The sequence below is a fragment of the Amycolatopsis sp. NPDC005003 genome, assembly GCF_053600695.1.
Map to the genome: position 1 here is coordinate 1 of NZ_JBSGAI010000071.1, position 18,821 is coordinate 18,821.

Below are 18,821 nucleotides of genomic sequence, written 5' to 3' on the forward strand. Positions count from 1 at the left end.
CCTGACCGTCCGTGACAACGTGAAGTTCTCCGACGGGCAGCCGATGACCGTGAGTGGTAATTAGGGTTCTAACCCTAATTACCACTCACGACCCGCTCGGCCGATGGACGGGTCGATCCGGGCTGGGCATAGTTGGCCGGATGGGGCCGGAAAATCTTTCCCGTCGTGAGCTTCTTGTGCGTGGTGGCGTCACCGCCGCCGCGCTGGCCGTGGCCGGGGCGGGGGTTGCGGAAGCTGAACCGGACGCCGGACGCGACGGCGTGGTGCTGCGGCAGGGCACGAACATGTCCGCCGCGCTGTCCCCGGACGGCCGGTGGCTCGCGGTCGACCTGGTCACCGGGATCTGGGTACTGCCCGCCGACGGCGGCCGCGCCCGGCGGCTCACCGAGGACCTGCAGGACGCGACCCTCCCCAGCTGGTCGCCGGACGGCCGCCGGATCGCGTTCCAGTCCTACCGCGACGGCAACTTCCACCTGTACGTCATCGATGTCGCGGGCGGCCCGCCCCGCAAACTCACCAGCGGGCGGTTCGACCACCGGGAGCCCGCGTTCTCCCCGGACGGCACCAAGCTCGCCTTCAGCAGCGACCGCGACGGCAGCTACGGCATCCACCTGCTGGACGTCGCCTCCGGAGCGATCAGCGCGGTGGTGTCGACCACCGACGAAGAGGCGTCGCCACGGTGGTCGCCCGACGGCACGAAGATCGTCTTCACGGTCAACGACACCGCCATCGATGTCGTCACCCTGGCCACTGGCGCCCGCGCGCGTCTGGTCACCGCGACCGGCGCCGACAAGTTCTACGGCCCGGCGTTCGGACCCGGCGGGCAGCCCAGCTACCTGCGGCTGCGCGGCGCGGAAGCGGACCTCATGCTCGGCGACCGGCAGCTGACCAAGGGCGAGGACGTCTTCGGCTTCGCCGCGAACTGGGCCGGGTCCGCCGTGCTCTACACCGCCGACGGGCACATCCGGCGGCGCGACGAGTCCGGCACCGTCAAGGACATCCCGTTCGAGGGGCGGGTGTCCACGGCGTCGCGTGACTACCGGAGGCGGGTCCGTGACCTGGACTCGGCCGCGCCGAAGCCCGTCCGCGGGATCGCCGGTCCGGTGGTGTCCGAGGACGGCAAGCGGATCGCGTTCCGGGCGCTCAACGCGATCTACGTCGTCGCGGCGAGCGGGGGCAGGCCGCAGCGGCTGATCGGCGACGGCTACTTCAACTCCGACCCGGACTTCCACCCGGACGGGACGAAGCTGCTCTACACGAGCGACCGGCTCGGCACCGCAGACCTGTGGCTGCACGACCTCCGCACCGGTCAGGACGCCGTCCTCACCCAGCTGCCGGGCGCGCAGGTCGCGCCGCGGTGGTCACCGGACGGCGGCCGGGTGGCCTACGCCGACCAGGACGGCGCCACCTGGATCCACGACGTCGCAACGGAGAAAGCCCAGCAGGTGACGCCGCCGCTGTTCATGCCGGGCCGGCCCACCTGGTCGCCCGACGGGTCGGTCCTCGCGCTGGCCGCGGTGAAGCCGTACTCGCGGCGGTACCGCGAAGGCACCAGCCAGATCCTCACGGTCGACCTGAAGACCGGCGAACTCCGCTACGCCGAGCCGATGCCGTTCCGCTCGCTCGCCACCCGCGGCGACGACGGTCCACTGTGGTCACCCGACGGCCGGTACCTCGCGTTCACGGTCGAAAGCGTCGCCTGGATCGCCCCGGTCGACGGCACCGGACGGCTGATCGGCGCGCCGCGGCAGGTCACCCACGACGTCACCGATTCCCTGGCCTGGCAGGGGAACGACACGCTCGTGTACCTGTCGAAGGGGCAGCTCAAGGCGCAGAAGATCGCCGGCGGCGAGCCGCGCACGATCCGCCTCGACTTCTCGTGGGCCAGGCCGCGCCCACCGCAGCGGACCGTCATCCACGTCGGCGCGGCGTGGGACGGCTTGGCCAGGACGCTGCGGAAGGACGTCGACATCGTCGTCGACGGCGGCCGGATCGCCGACGTCCGGCCGCACCGGGACGCGCCGGGGACCGTCGACGCGCGCGACCTGACCGCCATGCCCGGGCTCGTCGACCTCCACAACCACTGGCACCTGCGCGGCCGGCAGTGGGGCGACCGGCAGGGCAGGCTGTGGCTGTCCTACGGCATCACCACGACCCGCTCGCCCGGCGACCCGGTGTACCAGATGCTGGAGACGCGCGAGGCCCTGGAATCCGGGAACCGCGTCGGGCCGAGGTACTTCGGCACCGGGGAAGCCATCGACGGCTCCCGGATCTACTACAACTTCATGCGGCCGACGCTGTCGCCCGAGCAGTTCGACCTGGAGCTTTCCCGGGCAGTCGAGCTCGAGTACGACATGATCAAGACGTACGTCCGGCTGCCCGTCGCGTCCCAGCAGGCGGTGGTCCGGGCCGCGCACCGGGCGGGCATCCCGCTGTCTTCGCACTACCTGTACCCGGCGGCGAACATCGGCATGGACGCGATGGAGCACACCGGGGCCACCAACCGGCTCGGCTACTCGCACACCGTCAGCCGGATCGGCCGGTCGTACCAGGACGCGATCGCCCTGTTCACCCGCTCGGGGATATCGATCACGCCGACGCTGTTCACGTCCAGGGCGTTGTACGCGGACGACAAGTCGCTCGTGACCGACGAGCGCACCCAGGTCCTCTTCCCGCCGTGGGAATACGCGCAGCTCAAGGCCACGGCGGACACCGCGGGCAACCCGGAGAACGCCTACCTCCGCCAGGTCCTCGCCGGGAACGTCGACATGGTGCTGCGGATCCACCGCGCGGGCGGGTTCGTGGTCACCGGCACGGACTCGCCGCTGGACAACGTGGCCGTCTCCACCCACCAGAACCTGCGGGCCATGGTCGCGTTCGGGTTCACGCCGTACGAGGCGCTCACCACCGCCACCCGCAACCCGGCGCGGTGGCTGGGCCTCGAGGGCCGGATCGGGGTGCTCGAGCGTGGTGCGTACGCCGATCTGTCGCTGGTCCGCGGCAACCCGTTGCAGGACATCAAGGCGGCCGCGGACGTCCACACGGTGATGGTCGGCGGGGTGCTTCGCTCGGTCGGCGAGTTGCTGGCGCCCTACCGGAACCGGCCGGGCGCGCGGGCGGCCACCGAGGTGGCGCCCGCGGCCCGATCGGCGGACAAACAGCACTGGTGGCACGTTCCGGAGTGGTCCGAGCACGTGTGCTGCGCGGGCTGAATCACCAGCCCGAAGGCAGCGGGCGGCCCTCGGCGAAGCCGGCCGCCGACTGGACGCCCAGCAGCGCGCGCTCGTGGAACTCCTCGAGCGTCCGAGCGCCCGCGTAGGTGCAGGACGAGCGGACGCCGGAGCCGATCGAGTCGAGCAGGTCCTCGACACCGGGTCGCTGCGGGTCGAGCGACATCCGCGACGACGAGATGCCCTCCTCGAACAGCGCCTTCCGCGCGCGGTCGAACGAGCCGTCCGTGCGCGTCCGCGCGCCCACCGCACGCTTCGACGCCATGCCGAACGACTCCTTGTAGGGCCGCCCCTGCTCGTCGAACCGCAGGTCACCGGGGGATTCGTAGGTGCCGGCGAACCACGAGCCGACCATCGCCGCGGACGCGCCCGCGGCCAGCGCCAGCGCGACGTCGCGCGGGTGGCGGACCCCGCCGTCGGCCCAGACGTGCTTGCCCAGCTCGCGCGCGGCCGCCGCGCAGTCGGCGACCGCGGAGAACTGCGGGCGGCCGACGCCGGTCATCATCCGGGTGGTGCACATCGCGCCCGGCCCGACCCCGACCTTGACGACGTCGGCGCCGGCCTGGATCAGGTCGCGCGTGCCCTCGGCGGTGACGACGTTCCCGGCGACCACCGGGACCTGCGGCGACACCGACCGGACGGCCTTCAGCGCGGCGATCATCTTCTCCTGGTGCCCGTGCGCGGTGTCGACGACCAGCACGTCGACGCCCGCCTTCAGGACCGCTTCCGCCTTCGCGGCGACATCGCCGTTGACGCCGACCGCGGCGGCGACGCGCAGCTTGCCCGCGTCGTCGACGGCCGGGGTGTAGATCTCCGCGCGCAGGGCGCCGACGGCGGTCAGGACGCCCGCGAGCCGGCCGTCGGCGTCGAGGCCGAGGGCCAGGTGCGCGCCGTGGCTGTTCAGCAGCTCGAACACCTCGCGCGCCGGCGTGGTCAGCGGGACCGCGACGGTCGGCGGCTGCGCGACGTCGGCGAGCCGCGCGAAGCGGTCGACGCCGGCGCAGGCGGCTTCGTCGACGATGCCGACCGGGCGGCCTTCGCCGTCCACGACGACGACCGCGCCGTGCGCGCGCTTGTGGACCAGGTTGAGGGCGTCGGCGACCGCGTCGCCGCCGGTGAGCACCAGCGGGGTGTCCCACACGGTGTGGCGGCTCTTCACCCAGCCGACGATCTCGCTGACCGCGCCGGGATCGACGTCCTGCGGCAGCACCACCAGGCCGCCGCGGCGGGCGACGGTCTCGGCCATCCGGCGGCCGGCGACGGCGGTCATGTTCGCGACCACGATCGGGATGGTCGCGCCGGTGCCGTCCGCGGTGGCGAGGTCGACGTCGAAGCGGGACTCCACGTCCGAACGGTTCGGCAGCAGGAACACGTCGTCGTAGGTCAGGTCGTGGGCGGGCCGGTGGCCGTCGAGGAAACGCACGAGTCACCAGACTACCCGGCGGGCCCGTGGCAGGATCGGTGGCATGAGCCGCCGCGACCGGGACGCCGAGGGACGGGCACGCAACGCACGGCCGCGCGACGGCCTCGGCCGGCCGCTGCCGTACGGCGCCGACGGCGTCGAGCGTCAGCCGGAGGGCATCGAGCGCACTCCGGCGCAAACGCTTGCGGAGGCCCAGCGGCTGCTCGACGACGGCAAGCCGTTCCATGCGCACGAAGTGTTCGAGGACGCCTGGAAGACCACCGACGGCCCGGACCGCGAGCTGTGGCGGGGGCTGGCGCAGCTCGCCGTCGGGCTCACGCACGCGGCGCGCGGCAACAACGTCGGGGCCGTGTCGCTGCTGGAGCGGGGCGCAGCGAACATCGAGCCGTTCCGGGGTGAGCCGCCGCACGGCATCGACGTCCCCGGGCTGCAGGAGTGGGCGCGCTCGCTGGCCGAAGAGGCGAAGCAGCGGGTCCGGGTGTCGCCGAGCGCACCGCGGCTGACGTGCTGACGGCGATCAGCGCCGCGGTCATCGCCGCGGTGGCCTCGCTGGCCGGGGTGACGCTGGGCGCGCTGGTCGAGCCGATGAAGCTCAACGCCGCGCGGCGGGCGAAGCTGCGGCAGGACCGGGCCGACCGCTGCGCCGGGTTCATCGAGGCCGCCGTCCGGGTGCGCCAGCACATCGTCGACCTGAACGTGACCCATCGCCGCCGGGAGCTGTCCGGAAACGCCACCGAGAGCGACGCCGAACGCGAAGTGGCGTACGAGGAGGCGTACTACGGGGCCCGCGCGCAGATGCGCTCGTTCTACGGGCTGATCGTGATGAGCGGGCCCGATGAGCTCGTCGAGCAGGCCAAGGTGCTCCGCAAGAAGGAGATGAAGCTGCACGAGGTCCGGCGCGAGCTGGACGCGGACCGCCGGTTCGACCCCCGCTACCTGCCGGCCGCGGTCATTGCGGCCACCGGAGGCTTCGACCGGGCGATCGAGGAGTTCGCCCTCGTCGCCCGGAAGCACACTTCTTAGGGCTGCTCCCAGCCTGCCGAAGCCGCCTTCTCCGCGCCGATCGTCGTGCCTTCGCCGTGTCCGGTGTGGACCTTCGTGGCGTCCGGGAGCGTGAAGAGCTTCTCGCGGATGGAGTGCACGATCGTCGGGTAGTCCGAATAGGACCGGCCGGTGGCACCTGGGCCGCCGTGGAACAGCGTGTCGCCGGTGAAGAGCACGCCGAGCTCCGCCGCGTACAGGCAGACCGCACCCGGCGCGTGCCCCGGCGTGTGGATGACCTGCAGTTCGGTGCCCGCGATGGTGAGCACCTGCCCGTCGGCCAGTTCGCCGTCCGGGGCGCGGTCCGGGTGGGTGAGGTCCCAGACGACCCGGTCGTCCGGGTGCAGCAGGATCGGCGCGCCGGTCGCGGCGGCGAGCTCCGGGGCGGCGTTGACGTGGTCGTTGTGCGCGTGGGTGCAGACGATGGCGGCCAGCTTCCGCTCGCCCACGACGTTTTCGATCGCCTTCGCGTCGTGCGCCGCGTCGATCACGACCACTTCCGCGTCGTCGCCCACGATCCACACGTTGTTGTCGACGTCCCAGCTGCCCCCGTCGAGCTGGAAGACACCGGAGGTCACCAGGTTCTGCACGATCGCCGTCATGCGCCCGACCCTAGTGGTCATTCGCCGGTTGGATGACATACCGGCGGTATGCTACCGTCGAGTCACCTTACCGCGAGTAAGTTCGAGAGGTGACGCGATGACGCCGCTGGCGGAGCCCCTGAAGCTGCGGTGCGGCGCGCTGCTGCCCAACCGCCTGGTCAAGTCGGCGCTGAGCGAGCAGCTCGGCGACCGCCGCAACGCGCCCACCCGCGAACTCTTCGAGCTGTACCGGACCTGGGCCCGCGGCGGCGCGGGCGCGCTGATCACCGGGAACGTCATGGTCGACCCGGCCGCGCTCGGCGAGCCGCGCAACGTGGCCGCGACGCCGGATCCCGCGGCCTTCCGGCCCTGGGCGCGGGCGGTCGAGGGCACGGACGCCCAGCTGTGGGCGCAGCTGAACCACCCCGGCCGGCAGAGCCCGCGGTACCTCTCGCGGGAGCCGGTGGCACCCTCCGCCGTCCCGTTCGGCAACCGGGGCATCCGGACCGCCTTCGCGGCGCCGCGCGCGTTGGCCGGTGACGAGATCGAAGCGATCATCGAGCGCTTCGCGGTGGCAGCGCGGACTTTCGTCGAGGCGGGCTTCGCGGGCGTGCAAATCCACGGCGCCCACGGCTACCTGGTCTCCCAGTTCCTTTCCCCGCTGACGAACCTGCGGACCGACGCCTGGGGCGGCGACGCCGTCCGCCGCCGCCGGTTCCTGCTCGAGGTGGTCCGGCGCGTGCGTGCGGAGGTCGGGGACGGCGTGCCGGTGTCGGTGAAGCTCAACAGCGCGGACTTCCAGCGCGGCGGCTTCACCGAGGACGAGTCGCTGGAGGTCGTGCGGGAACTCGGCGAAGCCGGGCTGGACCTGCTGGAAGTCTCCGGCGGGACCTACGAGAAGGCCGCGATGATGGGTTCCGGGCGCGCGAGCACCCAGGCGCGCGAAGCGTACTTCCTGGACTACGCGGCGAAGGCGCGGGAAGTTTCCGACGTCGCGCTCATGGTCACCGGCGGCTTCACCACCCCGGGCGGGATGGAAGCCGCGCTGCGCTCGGGCGAGGTGGACGTGATCGGGCTCGGCCGGCCGCTGATCGCCGACCCTGGCCTGCCCGCCCGGCTGCTCGAGGGCGAGGACGCCCGCGCGGAGCGGCGGTGCCCGAAGACCGGCATCCGGCTGGCCGACAGCCTGCTGGAAATCCAGTGGCACACCCGGCAGATGCACCGGATCGCCGCGGGCAAGCCGGTGGACCGCCGCGGCGCGCTCCCGACGCTGGTGCAGGCGGGGCTGACCGACGGGCTCAACGCCTTCCGCCGCGTCCGCGCTTAGGCGGGCGCGAGCCGCCGGTCGTACAGGAACGCGCCGGCGGCCAGCGCGGTGAAGAACAGGCCGATGAAAACGCAGTTGAGCGCCACCAGGCCGTAGCCGAGCGTGCCCGCGTCGACGAACGGGTACGGGTAGAAGCCGGTGATCGCCCCGCGCGGGAGCGTGAAGGCGAGCCAGGCGAGCGGGTAGGCCAGCGACCACCAGACCGTGCCCCACGTGACGGCCCCGCGCGGGCCGACCAGCAGCCAGCCGAGCACGAACAGCAGCGGCGTCACCTTGTGCAGCATGGTGTCGGAGACCAGCGAAAGGCCGTGCAGGTCGTAGAGGCCGGCCAGGGCGACCTGGTACACGATGCCGGTCACGATGATGCCGGCCAGCGCGTCGAGCCACAGGACGGTGAACAGCCGCCCGCGGGCCCGGCCCAGCGCGACCAGGGCCGAGGTGAGCACGACCAGCAGGTTCGAGTCGATCGTGAAGAAGCAGAGCAGGTTCGCGACCTGCCCGCCCGGGGTGCGTGCGGTGGCGACGACCTGGGTGACGAGGCCGGCCAGGGCCACCACCGCGGTGACCGCGAACCAGGCGCGGGTGAGCTTCTCGCTGCGCATCGCCGGAGCGTACCCGCCGGTAATTCCACAATGGACCCCTCGAAGGTGTCGAGTTCCGGCGGCCAGGGGGCTGCCCAGCGCGTGGACAGCCCCGGGCGTGCGGCTACGCCGCGAGCAGCGAGTCCCGGAGCGCGACGAACGCCTCGTACTCCGCCTTCTGCTCGACCGGCAGCTGGTAGGCGACGGCCAGGAGCTTCGTCACCGACGGGAGGATGCTGAGCCGGAACGTCCGGCCGTCGGTCGTCTTGATGACGAATCTGCCCTGCAGGTCGCGCTTCTTGACCGAAGCCCGGTTGGCGTCGTTGATCGTCAGCGGCGTGCCCGCCGTGACGGCGCCGTTCTTCTCCTCGAGCGGGACGAGGACGAGGTCGGTCTGCCCCGGCTTGAAGCCCAGCGCGAAGTTGGCGACCGAGGTGGTCCGGAAGACCAGGTAGTTCTTCTGCCTGATCTCCGCGGCGTACACCTTGGTGTAGCTCGCCCCGTCGGCGACGGCTCCGTCGAAGGCGGCGTGGATCGACGCCTTCATCTGTTCCTTGCTGACCACTGCTTGCTCCTCCGTGACCGCTCGGGAAGTGAGCGGGAACCTTGTGAAGGAGCGCACTTTAGGGATTCTTCGCCGCGGGCTGTGTCGGGAAAATTCTCGTCAAATCCGGCCCGGCGCGCGTCTGGACCGTCGAACGCCCTCCCGGGCTCGACCAACCTCCACTTTGGCCGGTGCGGAGTGCGGGCACCAGCTACTTTCGTCGGTCCTCGCCTCAGCCCCCGTCCGTCCGGTCGCCGTGGAGCAGGCCGCGGACCGTGTCGATCGTGTCCGCCTCGGCCGGGTCCTTGTCCGGGCGGTAGCGCACCACCCGGGCGAACCGCAGGGCCAGGCCACCGGGATAGCGCGTCGAAACCTGCGCGCTGTCCAGCTCGATCTCCACGACGATCTCCGGCCGGACGTACACCGTCCAGTCGTCCCGGTGGGTCTCGATCTCCTGGAACGTCCTCGTCTGCCAGGCCAGCAGCTCGTCGGTCATGCCCTTGAACGTCTTGCCCACCATGATCGGCGGGCCGCCGTCCGGATCGCGGGCGCCCAGGTGGAGGTTCGACAGCGTGCCCGTGCGCCGGCCGTGGCCCCACTCCGCCGCCAGCACCACCAGGTCGATCGTGTGCACCGGCTTGACCTTCAGCCAGGCCCGCCCGCGCCGCCCGGCCGCGTACGGCGACGCGAGGTCCTTGACCATCACCCCTTCGTGGCCCGCTTCCATCGCCGCCTCCAGGACCGCGGAAGCCCGCGAAGTGCCGATCTCGCCGGGGATGATGTGCGCCCCGGCGACCTTGCGCAGCGCCGCATTGCGCTCCGAAAGCGGCGCGTCCAGCAGGTCGACGCCGTCGAGGTGCAGGCAGTCGAAGAAGTACGGCCGCAGCAGCAGCGCCTTGACCTGCTCCTCGCGGGTGCTGCCGAACCGGCTCATCGTGTCCTGGAACGGCCGCGGCCGCCCGGCGTCGGTCAGGGCCAGCGTCTCGCCGTCGAGCACCACCGACTCGCACGGCAGCGCCCGCACGAGTTCCACCAGTTCCTGCACGCTCGCGGTGATCTCGCGCAGCGTGCGCGTCCAGACGTGCACCTCGTCGCCCTGGCGGTGCACCTGGATCCGCGCACCGTCCATCTTGTACTCGACGATCGCCTCGGCGTGCTCGGCGACGGCTTCGTCCAGCGACTCCGCCGGCGACGCCAGCATCGGCTTGACCGGCGTGCCGAGGGTGAGCCGGAAGTCCGCCAGCGCGGCCTGCCCGCCGGTCATCGCCGCGACCCCGGTGACGCCCAGCTTCCCGGACAGCATGAACGCCCGCCGCACGTCCTCGGCGGGCACCTCGGCCGCGGCCGCGACGGCGTCGACCATCACGCCCTCCAGCGCGCCCTGCCGCAGCTCGCCGGTGACCAGCCGGAACAGGAACTGCTGCTCGTTTTCCGTCAGCCGCTCGAACAGCGCCCGCAGCACTTCCTGCCGCCGCGTCGAAGAGCCCGTGCCCGCCGCGACCCCGGCCGCCGCGGTCAGGGCCGCGTCCACCTCCAGCACCGTGGCCACCGGTTCGGGCGCGGCGCCGGCGCCCAGCGCGGCCAGGGTGCGCCAGCCCGCTCCCAGCCTGTCCTGCGCCGTCTGCCCGGTCAGGTACGCGATCACCACGGGCAGCTCGGCGACCTCGGCGGCGCGCAGCACCGCGGCCAGGAGGGCGATCTTCGCCTTCCTGGACCTCGTCGCCGCCAGCTCGGCGGACGCGCGGACCAACTCGCTCAGCAACACCCGGACATCATGACCCGGACCACCGACAATTTCAGTCCGGCCGGCTGTTTGCCCAGGTCAGCGGCCGCCGCGGGCCATGCGCAGCACGTCGAGCGCCTCGTCGAGCTGCTCCTCGGTGAGCTTGCCGTCCCGCACGTGCCCGCGCTCGATGACGACTTCGCGGATCGTCTTCAGCTCCTTCAACGCCTGCTTCGCGACCGCGGCCGCTTCTTCGTAGCCGAGGTACTTGTTCAACGGCGTCACGATCGACGGCGAACCCTCGGCGTAGGTCCGCGTGCGTTCGGTGTTCACGGTGACGCCCGCGAACACCTTGTCCGCCAGCAGCCGCGAAACGGCCGCGATCAGCCGCGCCGATTCGAGGACGTTCCGCGCGATCACGGGCAGGTTGACGTTCAGCTGGAAATTGCCCGCCGCGCCGGCGAACGCGACCGCCGCGTCGTTGCCGATCACCTGCGCGACCACCTGCAGCGTCGCCTCCGGGATCACCGGGTTCACCTTGCCCGGCATGATCGACGAGCCCGGCTGCAGGTCCGGCAGCGCCAGCTCGGCGAGGCCGGTGCGCGGGCCGGAACCCAGCCACCGCAGGTCGTTGGCGATCTTGTTGAGCGACACGGCGACCGTGCGCAGGTGCCCGGACGTCTCCACCACGCTGTCCTGCGTCGCCTGCGCCTCGAAGTGGTCGCGGGCCTCGGTCAGCGGCAGCCCGGTCACCGTGGCGAGCTCCGCGGCCACCGAGGAGCCGAAGCCGTCCGGCGCGTTCAGGCCCGAACCGACGGCCGTGCCGCCGATCGGCAGCTCGCCCAGCCGCGGCAGGCCCGACTTCAGCCGCTCGACACCGAAGCGGACCTGGGACGCCCACGCCCCCGCCTCCTGGCCGAGCGTGATCGGCACCGCGTCCATCAGGTGCGTGCGGCCGGACTTCACGACGTCGGCCCACTCCGCGGCCCGGACCTCGATCGCGCCGGCCAGGTACTCCAGCGCCGGGATGACGTCCTTGACGACGGCTTCGGTGGCGGCGACGTGGATGGTCGTCGGGAAGGTGTCGTTCGACGACTGCGAGGCGTTGACGTGGTCGTTCGGGTGGACGTCCCGGCCGAGGGCCCGCGAAGCGAGCGTCGCGATGACCTCGTTGGCGTTCATGTTCGACGATGTCCCGGACCCGGTCTGGAAGACGTCGATCGGGAAGTGCGCGTCGTGGGCACCCTCGGCGACCTCGTCGGCGGCGGCCGCGATGGCGTCGGCGACCTCGGCGTCGAGCACGCCCAGCTTGTGGTTCACCCGCGCGGCGGCGGCCTTGAGCAGGCCGAGCGCGCGGATCTGGGCGCGCTCCAGGCCCCGGCCCGAGATGGGGAAGTTCTCCACGGCCCGCTGGGTCTGCGCGCGGTAGAGCGCGTCGGCAGGCACGCGGACCTCGCCCATGGTGTCGTGTTCGATCCGGTATTCCTGATCAGCCATGACACCGATTCTGGCCCTGTTCGCGCGGCACCGCGTGGTGGCGTCGCCCACCCTCGGCCGCTCGCGACGCTAGGATCGGCTGTGTTCTCGATCACCGCCATCCACCACTGGCTGGAGCGAGCATGACTGAAGTTCCTGGGGACTCCTACGACATCGTGATCATCGGCGCGGGCCCGACGGGCCTGTTCGCCGCCTACTACGCCGGGTTCCGCGGCCTCTCGATGGCGGTGGTCGACTCGCTGCCCGAGCCCGGCGGCCAGGTGACCGCGATGTACCCGGAGAAGATGATCTACGACGTCGGCGGGTTCGCCGAGGTCCGCGGCCGCGATCTGGTCGACGGACTGGTGAAGCAGGCCGCGCCGTGGAAGCCGAAGTACCTGCTGGGGCGCAAGGCCGAAAAGCTGGAGCCGGCCGGCGACGGCGTCGAGCTGACCCTCGACGGCGGCGAGACGCTGCGCGCCCGCGCCGTGCTGATCACCGCGGGCATCGGCGAGTTCACCCCGCGCCCGCTGCCGGCCGGTGACGGCTGGCTCGGCCGCGGCATGGTCCACTTCGTCCCCTCGCTGCAGGCGCACGCGGGGCAGCACGTCGTGGTCGTCGGCGGCGGCGACTCGGCGTTCGACTGGATCCTCGCCCTGCACCCGGTCGCGGCGAGCGTGACGCTGGTGCACCGGCGCGCGAAGTTCCGCGCCGCGGAGTCGATCGTCCGGCAGGCCCGCGAACTGGGCACCCGGATCATCACCGACGCCGAGGTCACGCGGTTCGTCGAAGCGCCGGACGGCAGCCTCGAAGCCGTCGACGTCTCGATCAAGGGCAGCGGCGACGAGCGGCTCCCGGCCAACGCCGTCGTCGCGGCGCTGGGCTTCACCGCCGATCTCGGCCCGATCGAGAGCTGGGGCCTGGAGATCCACCACCGCGCCATCGCGGTCGACTCGACGATGGCGACCGCCCGCGAACGCGTCTACGCCGCGGGCGACGTCGCCGCGTACCCGGGGAAGGTGAAGCTGATCGCGACCGGCTTCGGCGAGGCCGCGACCGCCGTCAACAACATCGCCGTCGCGCTCGACCCGGACGCCCACCTGTTCCCGGGCCACTCGAGCAACGCGGAGTAGGTCAGGCCTTCGTCTTCTCCGCGATCCACGGCGCGTAGGCGACCACGGACGTGTAGATCGACGGCGCCGTCGCGCATTCCGGGTCGTTGTTGCCCGGGCGGCTGGTGACGCCGACGAGCAGCCAGTGGTCGCCTTCGCGCACGATCTCGGGGCCGCCGGAGTCGCCGAAGCACGCCCCGGACCTGCCGCCCGGGTTGTCGGTGCACAGCTCGGCCGTGCCGTCGAACACCGAGGTGCACTTCGTGCCTTCGACGATCTGCGTGTCGAGCTGCTGCAGGGCCGTGGGGATCTCGCCGCAGTTCAGCTTCGGGCAGGTCTGGCCCCAGCCGAGGATCCGGGTCGCGGTGCCCGGCGCCGCGGCCGTCGCCAGGCCGATCGGCGCCGCCGCGGCCGGCGCCGCCAGCCGCAGCAGCGCGATGTCGCCCGCCGGGCTCTGCGTGTTGAACGCCGGGTTGATGACGATCTCGGCGGGCTGCGCGACCTCGCCGCCCTGGCCCGAGTCGTTCGACCCGGTCCGCAGCGAGATGTCGGCAGGCGCCTTGCCGAACGCGCAGTGCGCGGCCGTGACCACCCAGGTGGGCGCGATCAGCGCGCCGGCGCAGAACAGCTTCCCCGACGCGGAGTGCAGCGACACCGCGAACGGGTACGGCTGGTCGGCGTTCGCGCCCCCGACGATCACGGGGGCGGCCGCGGCGGTGCCCGGGACCAGGACGGCGAGGATCAGGGCCAGTAGCGCCGGCAGTCGCCTGGTCACGGAACTCCTTACGGCAGCGGGGGCACGACGTCGTCGTCGGGCGCGTCCAGGTGGCCGTCGAAGTTGACCGAGGAGTACGCCCGCAGCTTGTTCAGCCGGTGGTAGCCGTCGATCATTCTGACGGTCCCGGACTTGGACCGCATCACGATGGACTGCGTCGTCGCGCCGCCCTCGCGGTAGTGCACGCCGCGCAGCAGGTCGCCGTCGGTGACGCCGGTGGCGCAGAAGAAGACGTTGTCGCCGCGCACGAGGTCGTCGTTCAGCAGGATCCGGTCGAGGTCGTGCCCGGCGGCGAGGGCCTTCTCGCGCTCGGCGTCGTCCTTCGGCCACAGCCGGCCCTGCAGCTCGCCGCCGAGGCACTTCATCGCGCAGGCCGCGATGATGCCTTCGGGGGTGCCGCCGATGCCGATCAGCATGTCGACGCCGGTGGTCGGGCGGGCCGCGGCGATCGCGCCCGCGACGTCGCCGTCGGAGATGAACCGGATCCGCGCACCCGCCTCGCGGACCTCCTTGATGATCTGCTCGTGGCGCGGGCGGTCGAGGATGCACACGGTGACGTCGCCGACGCTGCTGTTCTTCGCCTTGGCGACCCGGCGGATGTTCTCCGCGATCGGCGCGCCGAGCTCGACCTTGCCCGCCGCCTCCGGCCCGACGGCCAGCTTCTCCATGTAGAACACCGCGGACGGGTCGAACATCGCGCCGCGTTCGGCGACCGCGAGCACCGCGAGCGCGTTCGGCATGCCCTTGGCCATCAGCGTGGTGCCGTCGACCGGGTCGACCGCGACGTCGCAGTCCGGGCCGTCGCCGTTGCCGACCTCTTCGCCGTTGAACAGCATGGGCGCTTCGTCCTTCTCGCCCTCGCCGATCACCACGACCCCGCGCATCGACACCGTCGAGACGAGCTGGCGCATGGCGTCGACGGCCGCGCCGTCCCCGCCGATCTTGTCGCCGCGGCCGACCCAGCGGCCGGCCGCCATCGCGGCGGCTTCGGTGACCCGGACCAGCTCCATCGCGAGGTTGCGGTCGGGCGCTTCACGACGACTGTCTGCGGCGGGCATCTGTGCCTCCCGGATCGTGGAACTGGCGGGTCAACAGTCTGTCAGATACCCGCCGTGTTTCCAGATACCGAGGGCATGGCCTACCTCACTGCTCGGAGTCGTCCTCAACGGACGCGAGGGCGGCTTCGATGCGCTCGCGGGCGCCTTCGAGGTGGCGCTCACACACCTTCGCGAGCTTCTCGCCCTTCTCCCACAACGCGAGCGACTGCTCGAGGGACAAGCCACCGGCCTCGAGTTCGCGGACGACCTCGACGAGGCGGTCGCGGGCCTGCTCGTAGCCGAGTTCCTCGCCGGTTGTTTCACTCACGCTCGGTGTTCTCCGACCTTCCGGGCTGACGGGTTGGCGCTGTTCGCGCACACTACCGCGCTGGCCATGGCGTGGTCGTACCCGACGAACGCCAGCGCGAACTCCTGCCCGTCACCCTCCGCGATCGCCTCTTCGAGGTTCTCCTGCGCCCCGGCCACCCGCCGCCGGTGCCCCGCACCCTCGGCGAACCACCAGCGCGAGCCGACCTGGACCGACGTCGCCTCGGACAGCCGGCGCAGCTGCGGCCCCAGGTCCCGGCGGGCGGCGGTGCCGCAGCCGGCGAGCAGCGCCGTCCAGCATTCGGCGGCCGCGCGGTCGGTGCGCACCGCCTGGTCCAGCAGCGGGCCCGCGCCGAGCCGACGGGCGGCGTCCACGGTGAGCGGGAGGAACGTCACCTTCACCCCTGCTCTCCTTCCGCCACCGCCTTGACCGCGCCGTCACCCACCCGCACGCGCAGCTGGGCACCGGCCTCGACTTCGGAGACGGAGCGGAGTACCTGGAGGTTGCCTTCGGCGTCGACGAACTGCACGACCGCGTACCCGCGGGCGAGCGTCGCCGCCGGGCCGAGCGCGGTCAGCCGGGCTCGCGCGCTCGCGATTTCGGCCTGATCCTTGGCGAGCAGCGCCAGCATGGCGCGGCGGGCGCGTTCGCGGTGGACGTCGACGTCGTCCTGCCGCCGCTGGACCGGGCCGAGGGGGTCGGCCAGCGACGGGCGGCTGCGGAGCTGGGTGAGCAGCCGTGTCTGCGTGTCGACCCAGCCGTGCAGGGCGCGGCGCCCGCGGTCGCGCATCTGGCGGACGCGCTCGGTCTCTTCGCGCAGGTCCGGCACGATCCGCTTGCCGGCGTCGGTCGGCGTCGAACAGCGCAGGTCGGCGACGTAGTCGAGCAAGGGGGTGTCGGGCTCGTGCCCGATCGCGCTGACCACCGGCGTCCCGGCGGCCGAGACGGCGCGGCACAGCGCCTCGTCGGAAAACGGCAACAGGTCCTCGACACTGCCGCCGCCGCGGGCGATGACGATGACGTCGATCTCGGGGTCGGCGTCGAAGATCCGCAGCGCGCGCATGACCTGCGGCACCGCCTGCGTGCCCTGCACGGCGGTGTTGAGCACCTTGATCCGGACGTGCGGCCACCGCCCCTGCGCGTTGGCCAGGACGTCCCGCTCGGCCGCCGACGCGCGGCCGGTGATCAGCCCGACGCCCTTCGGCAGGAACGGGATCGGCCGCTTGCGCTGGGCCGAGAAGAGCCCTTCGGCGGTCAGCAGCTTCTTGAGGCGCTCGATCCGGGCGAGCAGCTCGCCGATGCCGACCGCGCGGATCTGGTCGGCGCGCAGGCTGATCGTGCCGCGGCCGAAGAAGTACGACGGCTTCGCGTGCACGACCACACTGGCGCCCTCCCTCAGCGGCGGCTCCATCTCGCGGATCAGCCAGTTCGGGCAGGTGACGGACATGGAGACGTCCGCCGAGGGGTCGCGCAGGGTCAGGAACGCGGTCTGGGTGTTGGGGCGGGAGCTGACCTGGGTGACCTGGCCCTCGACCCAGACGGCGCCGAGCCGGTGGATCCAGTCGCCGATCTTGCGCGCGACGGTCCGGACCGGCCACGGCGCTTCCGCGGTGCTCGCGGGGGCCTGTGCGGACTCGGTGCTCACCGGTCTTCCGCGCCGTCTTCCCCGGCCTGTTCCGTCTTGCGGGCGTTGGCGATCCGGCGGGACAGCATGCCGGTGAACGACGAGCGGTCGGCGTGGGCGCGTTCGTACTCGAGGATGGTCTCGAGCTGGTCGATCGACAGCTGGCGCAGCCGGGCCCGCAGCTGCGGGAGGGTGAGCTGGTCGTAACCGGTCAGCCCGGCCGGGCCTTCGTACCCCGCGGCGCTGGTCCTCGGCGCCTCGCTCTTGGTCTTCTTGTCGACCTTGGGCGTCCCGGGCTGAGGCTTCTTCGGCGCTTCGACTTCGCTGTCGTTTTCACCGTCGGCGTGGTCCTCGGCGAGCGCGCGTTCCTCCTCGGCCCAGGGATCGCCGAGCTCGGCTTCGAGTTCGGACGCCGACGGCACGCGGCCGTTGATCTCGGAGCGCGGTTCGGGCACGTCGGGCTCGGGCACGTCGGCGAACTTCCGCCGCGCGGGCGGGACGTCACCCAGCTCGGCGTCTTCGTCGAAGGTCGCCCAGCTCGGCGTGTCCTCGATCGGGCGCAGGCTCGACAGGGCGGTGTCGCCCTTGATCGCCAGCTCGGTGACGTGCTGCTGCACCCGCATGGAGGCCTGCAGCACCTGGCTGACCACGGTCACCGGGAGCCCGGCCAGCTGCCGGGGAAGTTCGCGAACCCGCTCGGCGGTGGAGACGGCGAGGCCCGCGGCGACCCGGAGGGGGAGCGGGAATGGCTTCATGGGTCCAGCCTGCCGCATGACCACCGCTCCTGCCCAACCGGACGCGCGCGGTGCGTGACGTCCGGCACAGCCCGGTAGCGGGACGAAGGTCACCCGAAAGGGACTTCGAGGCCGCCTCGGGGCTGCCCGTACCCTGGGGGCATGAGTGCAGCGAGTCCCGGAATCGAGCCCGCGGGTACCCCGACGATCACCGGAACCGCTTCCGGCAAGCGGGTGCTGCTCGCCAAACCCCGTGGTTACTGCGCCGGCGTCGACCGCGCGGTGATCGCCGTCGAGAAGGCCCTCGAGGTCTACGGCGCCCCGGTGTACGTCCGCAAGGAGATCGTGCACAACAAGCACGTCGTCGAGACGCTGCGCGAGCGCGGCGCGATCTTCGTCGAGGAGACGTCCGAGGTGCCCGAGGGCGCGCTGGTGGTGTTCTCCGCCCACGGCGTCTCGCCGATGGTGCACGCGGAGGCGGCCGAGCGGAACCTGCGCACGATCGACGCGACCTGCCCCCTGGTGACGAAGGTGCACAAGGAGGTCAACCGGTTCGCGAACGACGACTACGACATCCTGCTGATCGGCCACGAAGGCCACGAAGAGGTCGAGGGCACGGCCGGCGAGGCGCCGGACAAGGTCCAGCTGGTGGACAAGGCCGAGGACGTCGACAAGGTCGAGGTGCGTGACCCGTCGAAGGTGATCTGGCTGTCGCAGACGACGCTGTCGGTCGACGAGACGATGGAGCGCGTCGACCAGCTCCGCGGGCGCTTCCCGAACCTGCTGGACCCGCCGAGCGACGACATCTGTTACGCGACGACGAACCGCCAGGTCGCGGTCAAGGCGATGGCCGCCGAGTGCGACCTGGTGCTGGTGGTCGGGTCGACGAACTCGTCCAACTCGAAGCGCCTGGTCGAAGTGGCCCTGAAGGCCGGCGCCCGGGCGTCCTACTTGGTCGACTTCGCGCACGAGGTCGACGAGGCCTGGCTTGACGGAGTGACGACGGTCGGCGTCACGTCGGGTGCGTCGGTGCCGGACGTGCTGGTCATGGAGCTGCTGGACTGGCTGGCCGAGCGCGGCTACGCGGACGTCGACGAGGTGACGACGGCCAACGAAAAGATCTCCTTCGCCCCGCCGAAGGAACTGCGCAAGGTCTGAACCCGGCTCCGGGGCCGGCCCGCCTTCGCGGCTCGCCACCGTGTCGCCCGCCCAATCACGCGTGATGCCCTTCCAATCACGTGTGATGCCCCTCTAGCCACGTGTGATGCCTCTCTGGTCACACGTG

General features: G+C 71.9%; 18 protein-coding genes. 6 read left to right on the forward strand and 12 right to left on the reverse strand.

Annotation, left to right across the window (positions count from 1 at the left end; all coding sequences use genetic code 11):
- Positions 1-140 precede the first annotated feature (140 nt).
- On the forward strand, positions 141-3,212 hold the full coding sequence (locus tag ACWED2_RS44820; protein WP_449696615.1) for an amidohydrolase family protein: 3,072 nt from the start codon (positions 141-143) through the stop codon (positions 3,210-3,212).
- 1 nt (position 3,213) lies between these two features.
- Here ACWED2_RS44820 and guaB1 read toward each other — a convergent pair whose 3' ends face one another.
- A complete protein-coding gene (gene guaB1, locus ACWED2_RS44825; protein WP_449696616.1) occupies positions 3,214-4,653 on the reverse strand; it encodes a GMP reductase in 1,440 nt (479 codons plus the stop codon).
- A gap of 43 nt (positions 4,654-4,696) precedes the next feature.
- Between guaB1 and ACWED2_RS44830 the strand changes: the two genes are divergently transcribed.
- Together ACWED2_RS44830 and ACWED2_RS44835 are read left to right on the forward strand one after the other, a co-directional pair.
- Complete coding sequence (locus ACWED2_RS44830; RefSeq protein ID WP_449696617.1) at positions 4,697-5,164, forward strand: DUF309 domain-containing protein; 468 nt, start codon at positions 4,697-4,699, stop codon at positions 5,162-5,164.
- Positions 5,158-5,676: a hypothetical protein gene (locus ACWED2_RS44835; RefSeq protein ID WP_449696618.1), complete on the forward strand. Its 519-nt coding sequence runs from the start codon at positions 5,158-5,160 to the stop codon at positions 5,674-5,676. The genes ACWED2_RS44830 and ACWED2_RS44835 overlap by 7 nt, the downstream gene beginning before the upstream one ends.
- Here ACWED2_RS44835 and ACWED2_RS44840 read toward each other — a convergent pair.
- Positions 5,673-6,296 (reverse strand): MBL fold metallo-hydrolase, encoded by a 624-nt coding sequence (locus ACWED2_RS44840; RefSeq protein ID WP_449696619.1) that lies wholly within the window; start codon positions 6,294-6,296, stop codon positions 5,673-5,675. The genes ACWED2_RS44835 and ACWED2_RS44840 overlap by 4 nt on opposite strands.
- 97 nt (positions 6,297-6,393) lie before the next feature.
- On the opposite strand from ACWED2_RS44840, the gene ACWED2_RS44845 reads away from it, so the two are divergent.
- Positions 6,394-7,602, forward strand: coding sequence for an NADH:flavin oxidoreductase/NADH oxidase family protein (locus ACWED2_RS44845; RefSeq protein ID WP_449696620.1), 1,209 nt, complete (start codon positions 6,394-6,396; stop codon positions 7,600-7,602).
- Here the strand turns inward: ACWED2_RS44845 and ACWED2_RS44850 are convergent.
- The 4 genes from ACWED2_RS44850 to ACWED2_RS44865 all read right to left on the reverse strand — a co-directional run bounded on the left by ACWED2_RS44850 (position 7,599) and on the right by ACWED2_RS44865 (position 11,947).
- The gene (locus tag ACWED2_RS44850; RefSeq protein WP_449696621.1) at positions 7,599-8,204 is read right to left on the reverse strand and encodes a Pr6Pr family membrane protein; all 606 of its coding nucleotides are present in this window, start codon (positions 8,202-8,204) and stop codon (positions 7,599-7,601) included. The two genes, ACWED2_RS44845 and ACWED2_RS44850, sit on opposite strands and share 4 nt — an antisense overlap.
- 103 nt (positions 8,205-8,307) lie before the next feature.
- Positions 8,308-8,748: a hypothetical protein gene (locus ACWED2_RS44855; protein ID WP_449696622.1), complete on the reverse strand. Its 441-nt coding sequence runs from the start codon at positions 8,746-8,748 to the stop codon at positions 8,308-8,310.
- A gap of 211 nt (positions 8,749-8,959) precedes the next feature.
- Positions 8,960-10,492, reverse strand: coding sequence for an ATP-dependent DNA ligase (locus ACWED2_RS44860; protein WP_449696623.1), 1,533 nt, complete (start codon positions 10,490-10,492; stop codon positions 8,960-8,962).
- 57 nt (positions 10,493-10,549) lie between these two features.
- Positions 10,550-11,947, reverse strand: coding sequence for a class II fumarate hydratase (locus tag ACWED2_RS44865; protein ID WP_449696624.1), 1,398 nt, complete (start codon positions 11,945-11,947; stop codon positions 10,550-10,552).
- Positions 11,948-12,069: 122 nt separating this feature from the next.
- Here ACWED2_RS44865 and ACWED2_RS44870 point away from each other — a divergent pair, with 122 nt between their 5' ends.
- Positions 12,070-13,059 carry an NAD(P)/FAD-dependent oxidoreductase gene (locus ACWED2_RS44870; RefSeq protein WP_449696625.1) on the forward strand — a complete coding sequence of 330 codons (990 nt, stop codon included), beginning with the start codon at positions 12,070-12,072 and terminating at the stop codon, positions 13,057-13,059.
- 1 nt (position 13,060) lies between these two features.
- On the opposite strand, the gene ACWED2_RS44875 is transcribed toward ACWED2_RS44870, so the two are convergent.
- The 6 genes from ACWED2_RS44875 to ACWED2_RS44900 all read right to left on the reverse strand — a co-directional run bounded on the left by ACWED2_RS44875 (position 13,061) and on the right by ACWED2_RS44900 (position 17,557).
- A complete protein-coding gene (locus ACWED2_RS44875) occupies positions 13,061-13,813 on the reverse strand; it encodes a S1 family peptidase (protein ID WP_449696626.1) in 753 nt (250 codons plus the stop codon).
- An 8-nt stretch (positions 13,814-13,821) separates the two neighbouring features.
- Entirely contained in the window at positions 13,822-14,871 is a 1,050-nt protein-coding gene (gene glpX, locus ACWED2_RS44880) for a class II fructose-bisphosphatase (protein ID WP_167455077.1), read from the reverse strand.
- Positions 14,872-14,956: 85 nt separating this feature from the next.
- Positions 14,957-15,178 carry an exodeoxyribonuclease VII small subunit gene (locus tag ACWED2_RS44885; RefSeq protein ID WP_043786198.1) on the reverse strand — a complete coding sequence of 74 codons (222 nt, stop codon included), beginning with the start codon at positions 15,176-15,178 and terminating at the stop codon, positions 14,957-14,959.
- Positions 15,175-15,579: a hypothetical protein gene (locus ACWED2_RS44890; RefSeq protein ID WP_449696627.1), complete on the reverse strand. Its 405-nt coding sequence runs from the start codon at positions 15,577-15,579 to the stop codon at positions 15,175-15,177. The genes ACWED2_RS44885 and ACWED2_RS44890 overlap by 4 nt, the downstream gene beginning before the upstream one ends.
- Entirely contained in the window at positions 15,576-16,823 is a 1,248-nt protein-coding gene (gene xseA, locus ACWED2_RS44895; RefSeq protein ID WP_449696628.1) for an exodeoxyribonuclease VII large subunit, read from the reverse strand. The genes ACWED2_RS44890 and xseA overlap by 4 nt, the downstream gene beginning before the upstream one ends.
- On the reverse strand, positions 16,820-17,557 hold the full coding sequence (locus ACWED2_RS44900; protein WP_449696629.1) for a lipid droplet-associated protein: 738 nt from the start codon (positions 17,555-17,557) through the stop codon (positions 16,820-16,822). The genes xseA and ACWED2_RS44900 overlap by 4 nt, the downstream gene beginning before the upstream one ends.
- A gap of 141 nt (positions 17,558-17,698) precedes the next feature.
- Between ACWED2_RS44900 and ACWED2_RS44905 the strand changes: the two genes are divergently transcribed.
- On the forward strand, positions 17,699-18,694 hold the full coding sequence (locus tag ACWED2_RS44905) for a 4-hydroxy-3-methylbut-2-enyl diphosphate reductase (protein ID WP_449696630.1): 996 nt from the start codon (positions 17,699-17,701) through the stop codon (positions 18,692-18,694).
- Positions 18,695-18,821: the final 127 nt, after the last annotated feature.

Bases quoted from the DNA above. Each gene is read 5' to 3' on its own strand.
- ACWED2_RS44865 (WP_449696624.1), bottom strand. From the start codon at position 11,947: ATGGCTGATCAGGAATACCGGATCGAACACGACACCATGGGCGAGGTC.
- ACWED2_RS44905 (WP_449696630.1), top strand. From the start codon at position 17,699: ATGAGTGCAGCGAGTCCCGGAATCGAGCCCGCGGGTACCCCGACGATC.
- ACWED2_RS44840 (WP_449696619.1), bottom strand. From the start codon at position 6,296: ATGACGGCGATCGTGCAGAACCTGGTGACCTCCGGTGTCTTCCAGCTC.
- ACWED2_RS44850 (WP_449696621.1), bottom strand. From the start codon at position 8,204: ATGCGCAGCGAGAAGCTCACCCGCGCCTGGTTCGCGGTCACCGCGGTG.
- glpX (WP_167455077.1), bottom strand. From the start codon at position 14,871: ATGCCCGCCGCAGACAGTCGTCGTGAAGCGCCCGACCGCAACCTCGCG.
- ACWED2_RS44820 (WP_449696615.1), top strand. From the start codon at position 141: ATGGGGCCGGAAAATCTTTCCCGTCGTGAGCTTCTTGTGCGTGGTGGC.
- ACWED2_RS44845 (WP_449696620.1), top strand. From the start codon at position 6,394: ATGACGCCGCTGGCGGAGCCCCTGAAGCTGCGGTGCGGCGCGCTGCTG.
- ACWED2_RS44870 (WP_449696625.1), top strand. From the start codon at position 12,070: ATGACTGAAGTTCCTGGGGACTCCTACGACATCGTGATCATCGGCGCG.
- ACWED2_RS44900 (WP_449696629.1), bottom strand. From the start codon at position 17,557: ATGAAGCCATTCCCGCTCCCCCTCCGGGTCGCCGCGGGCCTCGCCGTC.
- ACWED2_RS44830 (WP_449696617.1), top strand. From the start codon at position 4,697: ATGAGCCGCCGCGACCGGGACGCCGAGGGACGGGCACGCAACGCACGG.